We start from the raw sequence: 14,001 nt of genomic DNA, 5'->3' as shown, positions 1-14,001 counted from the left end.
GGCGCAAGCTTCCAGTTCCTCCCCCGCTGGGGGAGGTGGATCGCCGAAGGCGAGACGGAGGGGGACTACGGATTCAGCAGTCCCCCTCAGTCAGCTTCGCTGACAGCTCCCCCAGCGGGGGAGCAATTTGAGCGGCCTACTCCGCCACCCAGTTGCCGTGGAAGCCGAACGGAACCCGGCGCGGCAGGTGCGCGGTCCCGATCGGGCCCTTGGCGATGTCCTGGGCGTCGAACACCACGAAGTCGCTGCGGTTCTCGGCCGCCCGCCAGACCACCGCGGTGACCCAGCCGTCGCCCTCGTCGGCGCTGCCTGAGCGCGGGGTGAACACCGGCTCCGACGTCATGTCGCCGCCCGACAGCTCATAGACCTGGCGCTTGCCGGTCTTGAGGTCCAGGTGTGCGATCGCCGTCTGCTTGATGGTCTTGGCGTTGCTGGGATCGGCCGCGTACCAGCCGTGCCGATAGGCCAGGCCCGCATGCCGCTCGTCGAACCGCGGGAACTCGCCGTCCAGGTCGTCGATCGCCTCTTCCTTGATGGCGTCGGAGGCGCCGCTCAGGTCGAAGGTCCAGCGCACCAGCCGGGCCGCAGCCTTGGCGCCGGGCGACCCGTCCGCGTTCGGGAACAGCGGGGCGCTGTCATAGCGGAACACGTCGGCGATGATCTTGCCGTCCTCCTCCCAGGCGTTCATCGGGTGGAAGACGTAAGACGGCGGGGCGTTGAACCAGCGGATGGTCGAGACGTCGGCGTCGCGACGCATCACCGCCACGTGGCTGCCCTTGTCGGGCTCCCAGGCGTAGGCCGGCAGGCCGCTCATGGCCCGCTGCATGCTGCCGGTCAGCGGCAGCACCGGGAACAGCACGTAGTTATTGGTGACCAGGAAGTCGTGGATCATCGAGGAATAGGGCGCCTCGAAGTCGTCGCGCCGCACGACCTTGCCGCTGGCGTCGGTGACGCCATAGCTGATCCCCGTGCCGAACGGCATCGGCCCGATGCCATAGCCGAACCAGACCATCTCGCCGGTCTTCGGATCGATCTTCGGGTGGGCGGTGACGCGGCCCTTGTACTGCTCGACCGGGCCCTTCGACTCCAAGGTCCGCGGCTGCATCTCGAAGGGCATGTGGCCCTCTTCCAGGGCCAGCAGCTTGCCGGCGTGGAAGACGATGTTGGTGTTGGCCACCCCGCCGCTGTCCTTGCCCAGGACGCTCGGATCGGTGGTCGCCGGATTGCCGAACGCGCCCCACAGCGCCCGACCGGCGGCGTTCTCCGCCTCCCACTTGGGCGTGCGAACATAGCGGTTGCGGTAGCTGACCTTGCCGTCCTCGACATGGAAGGCGTGGATCATGCCGTCGCCCGAGAACCAGTGGTACTCGCCGCGCGGTTCGAACTGCGGGTTGGGGCCGGTGCGATAGAGGGTGCCGCGCAGGCCCTTGGGGATCTCCCCGGTCACCGTCAGCTCGAAGTCGTCCTCGCTGCGGACCGGCGCGAAGTTACCGGACAGGTAGGGGTTGATGCGAACATCGCCGTCCATGGTCTTCCTCCTCTTTGGCCGGCTTCACGCCGGTCGAATGATGTGTCCTTCGTCGGGTCGGGCCCGGCCTTCCAGCACCTCGCGATAGGCGGCCAGAAGACCGTCGGGCCCGGTCGATTGCTTGAGCTTCAGCCAGCCGGCGTCGGCCACGAACTCGCGCAGCGCCGTAACGAACCGTTGGTCCAGCTCCTGCTGGCCCCATTCGGCCGCGCGCTTGGGATCTGGTCGGGCGCGAAGAACAGCACCGGCTGCGGACCAACCAGGGCGCGCGGCGCGCGATCGCCGCTCCAGTGGGTGCCGCCGACGATGATGCTGCGCGCCAGCGTCTCGCCCAGCGCGGCGTGCACCGTCTCGTTGACCTGCGCGTCGCCGGCGAAGTCGACATAGACCGCCGGCCCCTCGACCTTCAGCGATCCCGCCTCGCCGTAGGGAACGATGCGGTCATAGAGCCCGAGGCCGCTCAGCGTCTGCGCGTTGCCGGGCGAGGTCAGCCCCACCACCGGCACGCCGCGCCGCCGTGCGAACCAGGCCAGTCCCATGGCCGTCTTGCTCGACGCACTCGACAGCACCAGTGTCTTCAGCGACGCGTCCTCGGACAGGAAGTCGTCCAGCAGCCACGAGGTCATGAACAGCGGCCGCAGCAGCGCCCGATGATCGTCCATCCCGTCCTCGGGTGCCTCGGCATAGGCGTTGTAGGTCGGCGGCAGCTCGGCCCGGTGCGCGGAGGTGTCGATGAAGCCGCCGCCCTTGCGCGCCAGCTTCGCCACAAAGCTGCTCGACATCGGCAGATAGCCGAACACCCGCAAGCCGACCGGAGCATCGGCGGCGTTGGATTCGACCACCGTCGCAAAGCCCCAGACCGGGATGCGGCCCAGCCCGCCCTCCGCCGGGAAGAACTTCCAGTAGCCGAAGGTCTCGCCGATCAGCCCGTAGGTGATGTTGTTGGCGGTCAGCGAAAACCGCTCGACCTCAAGCCGGACCTCGCCGTCCGCCAGCGGCGCCCGCGGCGCGGCCTCACGCACCTCGATCTTGCGCAAATCGTCCTTCGCGACGAGCACATCCCAGTCCGACATCGCTTCCTCGCCTTTTTACGTTGTAAATTTATTACGTAAGAGCTACCCCAGGACAAGCACTTTCTTTGGGTCGAGTTTACCGATGCCCCGCGTCCTCTCCGAGTCCGATGTCGCCGACTTCCGCGAACGCCTGTGCGACGCGGCCGAGAAGCTGTTCGCCGACAAGGGGCCGGACGCGGTGACCATGCGCCAGCTGGCCGCCGAGCTGGGGGTCAGCCCGATGACCCCCTACCGCTACTTCACCGACAAGGAAGACATCCTGGCGGCGGTGCGCACCAACGGCTTCAACCGCTTCGCCGAAGCGCTGGAGACCGCGCTCTCGACCACCCAGGGCAGCGCCAAGGCCAAGAGCTCGGCAGTGGGCGAGGCCTATCTGAACTTCGCCTTCGAACACCCGCAGACCTACAAGCTGATGTTCGACCTCAACCAGCCGCACGAGAAGGACTATCCCGAGCTGGTCGCCGCCGCGGCCCGCGCCAACGCCATGCAGTCGGCCTACATCAAGGGTCTGGTCGAGGCCGGCGTCATGGAAGGCGACCCCGAGGAGATCGGCCGCATGTTCTGGGCCGCCACCCACGGCGCGGTGACGCTCGAACTGTCCGGCAAGCTGCCCAAGGGCATGGCCCGCACCCTCAACCGCCAACTCGGCCACGCCCTGGCCAAAGGCCTGCGGCCGGGGGCGTAGCGGATCGGTTGCCGCCCCCACGGCTTGGCTCTAGCCTCCGGTCCACGTTTGGCTTTGGGGAGGGCCGGGGATGGAAGTGCGAACGTCGGACGGCTGCCTGACGGCAGGCGGCGTGCTCAAGATCGTCACGACGGGCTATCTGGTTGGCGGCGGAACGCTCGCCTTTTCGGTCCTCGCCGTGTTGGAGATCTTCGGCGCGGCGCCGTCGTCGCCTGACGGCCCGCTCGTCAAGGCCATCGCCCTGCTTATCGCCGTCCCGATCATCGTAGGTCTACAGGGCTTGGCGCTGGGCCTGCTTGTGGCCTTCGGCCTATGGATCCTCCAGCGGGGAGGCAGGCTTCGGGTCGTCGTCGTCGACGCGCCTACGCCATCGTTGCAGCCCTAGGTCGCCTGCCCTCTTGACGCCCCTTGGGGCAAGCCGCTCATCCTCCCGCCCAACGAGATCGGGAGGGGTAATATGGTTCAACCGTTCGAGGTCGCCTGGAGCGACCAGGCCGTGCAGGCGGTGCTGGACCAGGTCCGCGCCTATACCTGGCCGCCGATCCCCGAGGTTCCGGACGGCTGGGCCTATGGCTGCGACGGCGCCTACCTGAAAGACCTCTGCGCCCACTGGACCGGCGGCTACGACTGGCGCGCGGCCGTCGCCGATCTCAATCGGTTCCCGCAGTTCACCGCCAAGGTCGAGGACTACGACCTGCACTTCCTGCACGTGGTCGGCGAGGCCGGCGGCAAGCGTCCGCTGCTGCTCACCCACGGCTGGCCGGGCTCGCACTACGAGTTCTGGGGCTCGATCGAAAAGCTCGCCTTCCCCAGCCGCTTCGGCGGCGATCCGAAGGACGCCTTCGATCTGGTGATCCCCTCGCTGCCCGGCTTCGGGTTCTCGTCAAAGCCGGTCCGCCCGATCGGCCAGCGCACCACCGCGCGGCTGTTCAACACCCTGATGACGCAGGTGCTCGGCTACGACCGCTACCTTGCCCAGGGCGGCGACTGGGGCGCGATGGTCACCTCCTGGCTCGGCCACGAGCACGGCGCACACGTCCGCGCCATCCACCTGAACATGATGGCCCTGCGTCCATTCGGCGGTCCGAAGGACGAGGCCGAGGTCGCCTGGCTCACCCGCCAGGGCCAGATGATGGAGCTGATGGGGGCTTACTTCCGGCTCCAGGCCTCCAAGCCGCAATCGCTGGCCTGGATGGGCGCCGGCAACCCGGTCGGCCAGGCCGCCTGGATCGCCGAGCGTTTCCACGACTGGTCGGACCTGCGCGAAAAGCCCTTTGATCAGGTCCACCCCAAGGACGCCCTGCTGACCAACATCATGCTCTACGTCATGACCGGCAGCTTCACGACCGGCGCCTGGTACTATCGCGGCTTCCTCGAAGAGGGCGGCGTCGCCCTCGCCGAAGGCCAGCGCTGCGAGACCCCGACCGCCTTCGCCAACTTCCCGGGCGAGCCGCTCTACACCGCCCCGCCGCGCGGCTGGGCCGAGCGGGCCTACAACATCGTGCGCTGGAGCGACCAGCCCCGCGGCGGCCACTTCGCGGCCATGGAGGAACCCGACCTCTTCGTCACCGACGTCCAGGCCTGGGGACGGGAGCACGGATGACTAATTCCTCCCCCGCTGGGGGGAGGTGGATCGGCGCAGAGCGCCGAGACGGAGGGGGCCTTCTGAGTCAGCAATCCCCCTCAGTCGGCCATACAGCCGACAGCTCCCCCAGAGGGGGAGCAACTTAAGAGACCTCCGTCACCGCCGCGATGGCGCCGATCAACCGCTCCAGCTCGACCGGCTTGGGCACCAGCACGTCCATGCCGGCGGCGCGATACTCGGCTTCGTGGTGGGCCATGGCGTTGGCGGTGAGCGCGATGATCGGCGTGCGCGCCAGTCCCCGCTCGGCCTCGCGCTCGCGGATCGCGCGCGCCGCGGTCGGACCGTCCATCACCGGCATCTGCACGTCCATCAGGATCACGTCCCAGCCGCCCTCCTGCGCCGCGGCGACCGCCGCCGCCCCGTCCTCGACGCAGCGCAGCTCGACGCCCAGCTGGTCCAGCAGCGTCTTCAGCACCAGCCGGTTGACCGGATTGTCCTCGGCCGCCAGCACCCGCAGCTCGCCGGCCGGGGCTGCGGCGGGCGTCTCCGGCGCAGACACCGGCGCGGCCTTGGCCCGCACCAGCGGCAGAGCCACGGTGAAGCTCGCCCCCTCGCCCGGCTCCGAAGCCACCGCGATGCTCCCGCCCATCAGCTCGGTCAGCTCGCGGCAGATCGCCAGCCCCAACCCCGAGCCGCCATAGCGGCGCGTCGTCGAGGCGTCCTCCTGCACGAACTTCTGGAACAGCGCCCCCTGGCGCTCGGCGGCGATGCCCGGCCCGGTGTCGGACACCTCGACCACCAGCCTGCCCGCCCGGCGCAGGGCCCGCACCCGGACGTACCCCTGCGCCGTGAACTTCACCGCGTTGGAGACCAGGTTGTGCACGATCTGGCGCACGCGGGTCGGATCGCCGACCCACACGCCCTTCAACGCCGGCTCGACCTCCAGCTCCAAGGCCAGCTCCTTCTCCGCAGCCAACGGCCCGAAGGTCGACTCTGCGCCCTGCATCAGGGCGAAGATGTCGATGACGCCCTCCTCCAGCTCCAGTCGCCCGGCCTCGATCCGCGACAGGTCCAGCAGGTCGTTCAGCAGCACCAGCAGCGTCTCGCCAGCCTGGCGCACCACGCCCAGCCGCTCCCGCTGCCGCGCGCTCAGCTCGTCCCGCTCCATCGCCTGGGCCATGCCCAGCACCCCGTTCAGCGGCGTGCGGATCTCGTGGCTCATGGTCGCCAGGAACGCCGACTTGGCGACATTGGCGGCGTTGGCTTGGTCACGGGCCCGCTTCAGCGATGAGTTGACCACCTTCAGCCGCCGCTCGGATCGCTTCAGATCCTCGATCGACTGGGTGACCACCACGCAGCGCACCGGACCCTCGCCCTGGAACCGCGCGGCGGTCAGCCGGAACCACTCGCCGTCCTTGGCCTGGTAGGCCCGCGAAAAATTCTCAGCATCGCCAGCGATCACCGAGCGCACCCCGCGCACCAGCGCCTTGCCGCGACCGTTGGGCAGGCCGTCGAACACCCCGAACAGGTTGCGGCCCATCGGGTAGGTTTCGGCGCCGAGCAGTTCGGCGCCGAGCGTCTTGAAGGCCGAGTTGGCGGCGATGATCGCGCCGTCTTCATCGATGACCGTCAGAAAGGCGGCGACGCTGTCGATCACCCCACGCCCGAAGCGCTCGGATTCGCGTAGGTCGGCGATCGCCTCGCGCTGGGCGGTGACGTCCTGACTGGCCCCGTGCAACGCCACGCAGCGGCCGTCGACCATCAGCGGCTCGCCCATCACCCGCACCCAGATGATCTCGCCGTCGGCCCGCCGGGCCCGCGCCTCGAAGTCGATCGGGATGCCCGTAGTCATCGCCTCGCGCAGGTGCTCCAGCACCCACTCACGGTCCTCATCGACATAGACCGCCAACGAGGCGATATGGTCGTCGACCGCCGGACGGCCAAACAGCTCGACCAGCTCCGGGCTCCAGCGCACCACCTCCGCGATCAGGTCGACTTCCCAGCCGCCCAGCCGCGCCAGGCTGCCCGCCGACTTCAGCGCCAGCGACGTCGACTTCAGCCGCTCACGGGTGGCGTGCGCCGCCGAGATGTCGGCCGTGATCACGATGTATCCGTCCAACGTCCCATCGACCGCGAAGCTCGGCCGCATGTCGACGTCGACATAGATGCGCCGCCCGTCCTTGGTCTGGTCGACGATCTCGGTGCGAAAGCCTTCGCCGGCGGCCACCGCCGTATCCATCATCACCAAGGTCTCGGGATCGGCCTCGGGGCAGCGCAGCACCTCGGCCAGCGTGCGCCCCTTCACCTCCTCGAACCCATAACCGGTCATGGCCGTGAAGCCGTCGTTGACCCAGTCGATCCGCCCGGCCGGATCGCACAGCACCACCGAGTGCGGCGTCAGCCGCGCCACGCTCGCCAACCGCGACGTCAGGTCGGCCGCCTTGGAACCACCCATACGCTACGCTCCCCCTGGGCGGCACCATGCCCCACGACTATGAAAAAACCAGAAAACTCCAGGCTTCGCTGTGACGTGAGGCCGCGCTACGAAGACGCCCATGGCCCGCTACGATTTCGCCTCCGACAACACCGCCCCCGCCGCGCCCGAAGCGATTGAGGCGCTGGTCGCCGCCAACACCGGCTTCACCTCCGGCTACGGGACCGACGAAGTCAGCGCGCGCGCCGCCGACGCCGTTCGGGCCCTGCTGGACGCCGACGCCGAGGTCCGCTTCGTCGCCTCGGGGACCGCCGCCAACGCCATCGCCCTGGCCACGCTCTGCCGCCCGTTCGAGGCGGTCCTGGCCCACGAGCACGCCCACGTCTGCACCGACGAGACCGGCGCGCCCGGTTTCTTTGGCCATGGGCTCGGCCTCGTCGGCCTGCCCGGCGCTTCGGGCCGCATCGATCCGGCCGCCCTCGCCGGCCCGCTGGCCCAGCCCGACATGGCTCACCGTCAGTTCCCGGTCGCCCTGTCGCTGACCAACGCCACCGAGTACGGCACGGTCTATTCGCTCGAGGAGATCGCCGCCCTGACCGCCCCGGCCAAGGCCAAGGGGCTCGGCGTGCACCTGGACGGCGCGCGGCTGGCCAACGCCGCGGCCGCCGGTTTCGACCTCAAGGCGATCGGCTCGCTGGGCGTCGACATCTTGGTGGTCGGCGGGACCAAGGCCGGCATGACCGCCACCGAGGCGGTGGTGATCTTCGACCGGACCCTCGCCCGCCGGTTCGACGCTCGCCTGAAGCAGTCCGGCCAACTGCCGTCCAAGGGCCGATTCTATGCCGCGCCTTTCATCGGCATGCTGGAAAGCGGCGCCTTCGTCGCCCGCGCCGCCCACGCCAACGCCATGGCCCGGCGGCTGGCCGAGCTCTCGCCCTTCCCGGTGCGCCACCCGGTCGAGGCCAACGCCGTGTTCGTCGAGATGGACGATGCGACGCTTAGCCGCCTCCACGCCGCGGGCTGGTTCGCCTATCGCTTCCTCGACGGCTCAGTGCGCTTCATGTGCTCGTGGGCCGTGACCCCGGACAGCGTCGACGAGCTCGGCGTAGCGCTCAAGGCGATCGCCTGATCGCCTGAGGACGTGCGCCCGCGCAGCTAGGCCCGACACACGTATCATGTGTGTCACATACGCCGCACATCTGGGCATTTTGATACTTACAGAGACGCAACATTACAAACCTGTGACTTTGCCGTTGCGGGCGCAACAAGCGCGTGGAAGCGTCCCGGTTCGCCGTTTTCGGGACGCAAGACCGTCACAATCGCGACAGCGATGGTAACAATCTGGCGTTGCGATACCGGCTGAGAAACCGTGGCTTCGGCGTCCCATCCGAAGCCCTCTTCCTCATTCAGGCCGGGGGGCCAGATTGAAAGTTCCAATGAAGAACGCGCTTCGAGCCGTATTGCTCGGCTCTGTCGCGGCGAGCAGTTTCGCCGTGCCCGCTATCGCTTCCGCTCAGGAGCAGGTCGCGGTTGACGAGATCGTCGTCACCGGTTCGCGCATCCGTCGCGACACCTTCAACTCGCCGGTCCCGGTCTCGGTCATGACGTCCGAACAGATCGCCGCCTCCGGCAACCTGTCGATCGGCGACATGCTGCTCGACATTCCGATGATCAACGCGGCCAGCAACGGCCAGAACACGTCCTCGACGCTGTTCCTCGCCGGTCAGGCCCGCGCCGACATCCGCGGCCTTGGCCCGACGCGCACCCTGGTGCTGCAGGACGGCCGCCGGATCGTGTTCTCCGACGCCTCCTCGCCCGCCGTCGACCTGAACCTGCTGCCGGCCATGATGGTCGAGCGCATCGACACCGTCGCGGGCGGCGCCTCGGCGGTCTACGGCTCGGAAGCCATCGCCGGCGTCGTCAACCTGATCATGAAGAAGGAATTCGACGGCCTGCAGATCGAGGGCCAGGTCGGCGCCTCGCAGGAAGGCGACGGCGAGACCTTCCGGATCTCGGGCATGTACGGCACGAAGCTGCTGGACGACCGCCTGAACATCCTGGTCGGTGGTGAAGTCTCGCGCGAAGAGCCGATCTTCCAGGTCGACCGCGAGTGGGGCTATCCCGGCATTCGCCGCAACACCCTGGCCAACCCCCAGACGGTGATCCCGGCCAGCAAGACCAACACCACCCCGACCGCCACGTTCCAGCTGACGCCCGGCGCGGTCGGCGTGGCCCGCGCGGTCACCCTCGACTACCGCAATCCGTCCCAGGTCGTGCGCCTCAGCGCCCCCTGCTCGACCCCGGCCGTGCAGCCGACCTGCCAGGACGACGCCCTGTTCTACTCGGCCTCGCTCAACGCCCTGCAGGCCAAGTCGCAACGCGGCACTATCCGCGGCTACGCCGACTATCGCGTCACCGACAACATCAAGGCCTTCGCCGACATCACCTACTCCAAGGTCGACGGCTACGGCTTCTTCCAGCCGCCGTTCTCCAACGCCCAGGGCGGCGGGACGATGCCGGTCAGTCTGAAGGGCGACAACGCCTACCTGAACGGCGCCGGCTCCACCGCCGCGGCCCTGCGCGCCGAATGGCTCGCGGCCGGCAAGACCCTGACCCAAGGCTCCACCGCCCAGGTCGGCAAGTTCTGGACCGAATTCGGCGGCCGTGACGTCAAGACCGAGCGCGAGACCCTCCGCGTCCTCGGCGGCATGGAAGGCGACTTCGAAGCCGTCGGCCGCACCTTCAACTGGGACTGGTACGCCCAGTACGGCAAGACCACCGGTACGACGACCTCCTACAACGTGCCGCGCGTGGCCCGCGTCCAGCAAGCCACCGATGCGGTGCTGGTCAACGGCGTCGTCGTCTGCCGTGACGTCGCCGCCCGCGCCGCCGGCTGCGTGCCGTGGGATCTGGTCAACGGCCCGAACCAGGCGGCCGTCGCCTGGACCAACGCCAACTCGGTGACCGACCAGGAGGTCAAGCAGACCGTCGTCGCCGGCAACATCAGCACGAACCTGTTCGAGCTGCCGGCCGGCCATGTCGGGATCAACGTCGGCGCCGAGTACCGCAAGGAAGAAAGCTACTTCGCCCAGGACGCCCTCGGCGCTTCGGGCGCGCTGTTCTTCAACGCCATCGGCACCCGTGAAGGCGAGTACGACACCAAGGAAGCCTACGCCGAACTGCGCGTTCCGATCCTGAAGGATCTGCCGTTCGCCCAGGAACTGACCTTCGAGGCCGCCGGCCGCATCGCCGACTACTCCTCGATCGGCAAGACCGACCAGTACCAGGTCCGCCTGGACTGGGCCCCGGTGCAGGACATCCGCTTCCGCGCCTCGCAAGGCACCGCCGTGCGCGCGCCGAACATCGTCGAGCTGTATTCGCCGCAGAGCCGCAACTTCACCACCGCGGCCGTCGACCCCTGCGACAAGGACAGCTACGCCGTCGCCAGCGCCGCCAACAAGGCCCTGCGCCTGGCCACCTGCTCGGCCGCCATCGCCAACTACAACCCGGCGACCTTCGTCTCGAACTTCGGCACCGGCCGCCCGTCGCTGCCGCTGCTGCAAGGCGGCAATCCGGACCTCGGCCCGGAAACGGCGAACACCTACAACCTGGGCGTCGTGATCCAGCCCCGCTGGATTCCGCGGCTGCAGATGTCCCTCGACTTCTTCAAGTACAACATCGAGGACCAGGTCGGCACGATCCCGATCAACACCCTGCTGCAGGACCTCTGCTACCAGTCGACCGACGCCTATGCGTCGAACCCGTTCTGCGCGCTCATCATTCGTGATCCGACCGGCACGAACGGCGGCGCGGTTCCGGGCGGCGTGATCGAGGTCATCCAGACCAACCAGAACGTCGCCAAGGTGAAGGTCGAGGGCTACGACGCCTCGATCCAGTACGGTTTCGACCTCCAGGACGCCATCAACAAGCCGTGGGGCCAAGTGGCCATGCGTCTGGACGGCACCTGGATGTACCGCTGGGCCCAGCAGGGCCTGCCGGGCCAAGCCTACACCCAACTCGCGAACACCATCACCAACGCGACGCCGGAGTGGAAGGCCCAGGGCACCATCCAATGGACCTATGACGACGTCAGCGTCAGCTGGACCACGCACTACATCGGCTCGATGGCCTCGACGACGGCCTTCACCGAGACCCAGCTCGCCCCGTACTACACGGGCGACTACTACAACCACGACATCAAGGTCAGCTACACCTTGAACGATCAGGTCTCGATGCGTGCGGGGATCCTGAACGTCACCAACGAAAACCCGCCGTACCTGCCGGAAACCTTCCAGGGCGTCGGCACCGGTTCGTCGAGCTTCGACAACCGTGGTCGCTTCTTCTACATGGGCGCGACCCTGCGCTACTAGGAACCGGACGCCGCTCGCCCGCCCCACGGGCGGGCGGCCGAAGGCTTCGCAGCCAACAGAAAACCCGCCGGGGCTCGCGCTCCGGCGGGTTCTTCTTTTTCAGCGATAGGGTTCGGCGCCTAGGCTGAAACCGCCTGCCTGGTCGGCGCAAAGCGGGCCAGGCGGCCGTGGATGATCTCCTCGGCCTCGCGGACGATGCGGCTGATCAGCTCCTCGCAGGACGGGATGTCGTGGATCAGGCCCTGGACCATGCCGGCCGACCAGATGCCGTGATCGGGATCGCCCGCCTCATAGACCACCTTGCCGCGCGCGCCGGCGACCAGGTCCTTGACGTCCTCGAACTTGGCGCCGCCGCGCCGCTCGATCGCCACCACCTCGTCGGAGACGGCGTTCTTCGCCACCCGCGCGGTGTTGTGCATGGTGCGGAAGATCAGGTTGGTGGCCCGCTCGTCGTTGGCGACGATCTGCTCCTTCACCTTCCGATGGATCGGGCTTTCCTTGGTGCACATGAAGCGGGTGCCCATGTTGACGCCGTCGGCGCCCAGCGCCAGCGCGGCCACCAGCCCCCGCGCGTCGCCGAAGCCGCCCGAGGCGATCATCGGGATCTTCACCTTGTCGGCCGCGGCCGGGATCAGGATCAGGCCGGGAATGTCGTCCTCGCCGGGGTGACCGGCGCACTCGAAGCCGTCGATCGAGATGGCGTCCACGCCCATGCGTTCGGCCGACAGCGCGTGACGGACCGCCGTGCACTTGTGGATCACCTTGATCCCGTGCGCCTTGAAGTGATCGACGTGCTCCTGCGGCTTGTAGCCGGCCGTCTCCACGACGGTGACGCCGCTGTCGATGATCGCCTGGCGGTACTCGGCGTAGGGCGGCGGGCTGATCGCCGGCAGGATGGTCAGGTTCACGCCGAACGGCTTGTCGGTCAGCTTGCGGCAGCGGTCGATCTCACGCCGCAGGTCATCCGGCGTCGGCTGGGTCAGGGCGGTGATGAAGCCCAGGCCGCCGGCGTTGGCGACCGCCGCGACCAGCTCGGCGCGGCCGACCCACTGCATGCCGCCCTGGACGATCGGGTGCTCGACGCCCACGAGCTCGGTGAAACGGGTTTTCAAGGCCATCGCGCCCTCCAAACGTTTGTTTGGAAGACACTGAGCCCGGCGCCGGAGCGTCAGGCAAGCGCGATTGGAGTCGGCCCCTACTGCAGGCCGCTGCGGCCGATGGCGTAGAAGCGGTCGGCGCGCTGCTTCTTCAGCTGCTCGGTGGTCATGTCGGCGATCTTCGCCAGTTCGTCGGCGATCACCTCGCCGACCGCCGCGACCATCGCTTCCTTGTCGGAATGCGCGCCGCCCGGCGGTTCCGGAATGATCCGGTCGACGATCTTCATGCCGATCAGGTCCTGGGCGGTGATCTTCATCGCCTTGGCCGCTTCCTCGGCCGTGCGCGCGCCGCGCCACAGGATCGAGTTGGCGCCTTCCGGCGGGATCACCGAATAGATGGCGTGCTCCAGGATCAGCACCCGGTTGCCGCAGGCGATGCCCAGCGCCCCGCCCGAACCGCCCTCGCCGGTGACGATGGCGATCATCGGCACTTCCAGCATCAGGCTCTTTTCGGTCGAGCGGGCGATGGCCTCGGCCACGCCGCGTTCTTCCGAACCCACGCCCGGATAGGCGGCGGGGGTGTCGACGAAGCTGATGACCGGCAGGTTGAACCGCTCGGCCAGCTCCATCAGGCGGATGGCCTTGCGATAGCCCTCGGGCCGCGCATAGCCGAAATTGTGCTTCACCCGGCTGACGGTGTCGCGGCCCTTCTCGTGGCCGATCACCACCACCGGCTGGCCGCGGAACCGGCCCAGGCCCCCGATCAGCGCCTGATCGTCGGCGAACTTGCGGTCGCCGCGCAGTTCGACGAACTCGTCGATCAGCCCGCCGACATAGTCGATGAAGTGCGGCCGGTCGGGATGGCGCGCGACCTGGGTCTTCTGCCAGGCGTCGAGCTTGGAGTAGGCCTGACGGCGGACTTCCTGGGCGCGGGCGCGCAGCGCCTCGATCTCGGCGTCCAGCGTTCCCGAGCCGGTCGTCTCCGACAGCTTCGACAGTTCCTCGATCTTCGCTTCGAGGTCGGCGATCGGGCGCTCGAACTCGAGATAGTGGGCGGCCATTCGAGGAATCTTCTCTTTCCGTTTGCGGAAGCGGCGGAACCTAGGCGCGAAGCGCCCGCCTCACAACCCCGAGGAACAGCCATCGCGCCCCCGGCGTCAAGACGCCAGCGCAGCGGGGCTGCGACTGGCCCGGCCCGCTCACGGTTTGTTGCGAACCCAGCCGTCCGC

11 protein-coding genes are annotated in these 14,001 nt (G+C 68.3%); 5 read left to right on the top strand and 6 right to left on the bottom strand.

Going from position 1 to position 14,001, the window contains the following annotated elements; genetic code table 11:
• Positions 1-136: 136 nt before the first annotated feature.
• Genes C0481_RS04680 through C0481_RS04670 form a run of 3 tightly spaced genes read right to left on the bottom strand, consistent with a single transcriptional unit; the run spans position 137 to position 2,601 of the window.
• Positions 137-1,528 carry a carotenoid oxygenase family protein gene (locus tag C0481_RS04680; protein ID WP_293401149.1) on the bottom strand — a complete coding sequence of 464 codons (1,392 nt, stop codon included), beginning with the start codon at positions 1,526-1,528 and terminating at the stop codon, positions 137-139.
• Between the two features lie 24 nt (positions 1,529-1,552).
• Positions 1,553-1,678 carry a hypothetical protein gene (locus C0481_RS04675; protein WP_293401147.1) on the bottom strand — a complete coding sequence of 42 codons (126 nt, stop codon included), beginning with the start codon at positions 1,676-1,678 and terminating at the stop codon, positions 1,553-1,555.
• Positions 1,657-2,601, bottom strand: coding sequence for a DUF2855 family protein (locus C0481_RS04670; protein ID WP_293401145.1), 945 nt, complete (start codon positions 2,599-2,601; stop codon positions 1,657-1,659). The genes C0481_RS04675 and C0481_RS04670 overlap by 22 nt, the downstream gene beginning before the upstream one ends.
• 82 nt (positions 2,602-2,683) lie before the next feature.
• Between C0481_RS04670 and C0481_RS04665 the strand changes: the two genes are divergently transcribed.
• The 3 genes from C0481_RS04665 to C0481_RS04655 all read left to right on the top strand — a co-directional run bounded on the left by C0481_RS04665 (position 2,684) and on the right by C0481_RS04655 (position 4,889).
• Positions 2,684-3,286 carry a TetR/AcrR family transcriptional regulator gene (locus tag C0481_RS04665; protein WP_293401143.1) on the top strand — a complete coding sequence of 201 codons (603 nt, stop codon included), beginning with the start codon at positions 2,684-2,686 and terminating at the stop codon, positions 3,284-3,286.
• Between the two features lie 70 nt (positions 3,287-3,356).
• Entirely contained in the window at positions 3,357-3,671 is a 315-nt protein-coding gene (locus C0481_RS04660) for a hypothetical protein (protein WP_293401141.1), read from the top strand.
• 72 nt (positions 3,672-3,743) lie between these two features.
• Entirely contained in the window at positions 3,744-4,889 is a 1,146-nt protein-coding gene (locus C0481_RS04655; RefSeq protein WP_293401139.1) for an epoxide hydrolase family protein, read from the top strand.
• 124 nt (positions 4,890-5,013) lie between these two features.
• On the opposite strand, the gene C0481_RS04650 is transcribed toward C0481_RS04655, so the two are convergent.
• Complete coding sequence (locus C0481_RS04650; protein ID WP_293401137.1) at positions 5,014-7,326, bottom strand: ATP-binding protein; 2,313 nt, start codon at positions 7,324-7,326, stop codon at positions 5,014-5,016.
• A 100-nt stretch (positions 7,327-7,426) separates the two neighbouring features.
• Between C0481_RS04650 and C0481_RS04645 the strand changes: the two genes are divergently transcribed.
• Positions 7,427-8,434, top strand: a complete 1,008-nt coding sequence (locus C0481_RS04645) for a beta-eliminating lyase-related protein (RefSeq protein ID WP_293401135.1) — start codon at positions 7,427-7,429, stop codon at positions 8,432-8,434.
• Between the two features lie 364 nt (positions 8,435-8,798).
• Positions 8,799-11,675 (top strand): TonB-dependent receptor, encoded by a 2,877-nt coding sequence (locus C0481_RS04640; protein WP_293401133.1) that lies wholly within the window; start codon positions 8,799-8,801, stop codon positions 11,673-11,675.
• A 119-nt stretch (positions 11,676-11,794) separates the two neighbouring features.
• On the opposite strand, the gene C0481_RS04635 is transcribed toward C0481_RS04640, so the two are convergent.
• Both C0481_RS04635 and C0481_RS04630 read right to left on the bottom strand, forming a co-directional pair.
• A complete protein-coding gene (locus C0481_RS04635; RefSeq protein WP_293401131.1) occupies positions 11,795-12,793 on the bottom strand; it encodes a nitronate monooxygenase family protein in 999 nt (332 codons plus the stop codon).
• Positions 12,794-12,870: 77 nt separating this feature from the next.
• On the bottom strand, positions 12,871-13,833 hold the full coding sequence (locus C0481_RS04630; RefSeq protein ID WP_293401129.1) for an acetyl-CoA carboxylase carboxyltransferase subunit alpha: 963 nt from the start codon (positions 13,831-13,833) through the stop codon (positions 12,871-12,873).
• Positions 13,834-14,001: the final 168 nt, after the last annotated feature.

Source organism: Phenylobacterium sp., assembly GCF_013822795.1.
Classification (GTDB): domain Bacteria; phylum Pseudomonadota; class Alphaproteobacteria; order Caulobacterales; family Caulobacteraceae; genus Phenylobacterium.
Note: the sequence above shows the minus strand (reverse complement) of the source record. Positions and strands in the feature narration are given on the sequence as shown.

Excerpts from the sequence above, each read along its gene's own strand:
- C0481_RS04680 (WP_293401149.1), bottom strand. The coding sequence starts at position 1,528 with ATGGACGGCGATGTTCGCATCAACCCCTACCTGTCCGGTAACTTCGCG.
- C0481_RS04670 (WP_293401145.1), bottom strand. The coding sequence starts at position 2,601 with ATGTCGGACTGGGATGTGCTCGTCGCGAAGGACGATTTGCGCAAGATC.
- C0481_RS04665 (WP_293401143.1), top strand. The coding sequence starts at position 2,684 with ATGCCCCGCGTCCTCTCCGAGTCCGATGTCGCCGACTTCCGCGAACGC.
- C0481_RS04660 (WP_293401141.1), top strand. The coding sequence starts at position 3,357 with ATGGAAGTGCGAACGTCGGACGGCTGCCTGACGGCAGGCGGCGTGCTC.
- C0481_RS04655 (WP_293401139.1), top strand. The coding sequence starts at position 3,744 with ATGGTTCAACCGTTCGAGGTCGCCTGGAGCGACCAGGCCGTGCAGGCG.
- C0481_RS04650 (WP_293401137.1), bottom strand. The coding sequence starts at position 7,326 with ATGGGTGGTTCCAAGGCGGCCGACCTGACGTCGCGGTTGGCGAGCGTG.
- C0481_RS04645 (WP_293401135.1), top strand. The coding sequence starts at position 7,427 with ATGGCCCGCTACGATTTCGCCTCCGACAACACCGCCCCCGCCGCGCCC.
- C0481_RS04635 (WP_293401131.1), bottom strand. The coding sequence starts at position 12,793 with ATGGCCTTGAAAACCCGTTTCACCGAGCTCGTGGGCGTCGAGCACCCG.
- C0481_RS04630 (WP_293401129.1), bottom strand. The coding sequence starts at position 13,833 with ATGGCCGCCCACTATCTCGAGTTCGAGCGCCCGATCGCCGACCTCGAA.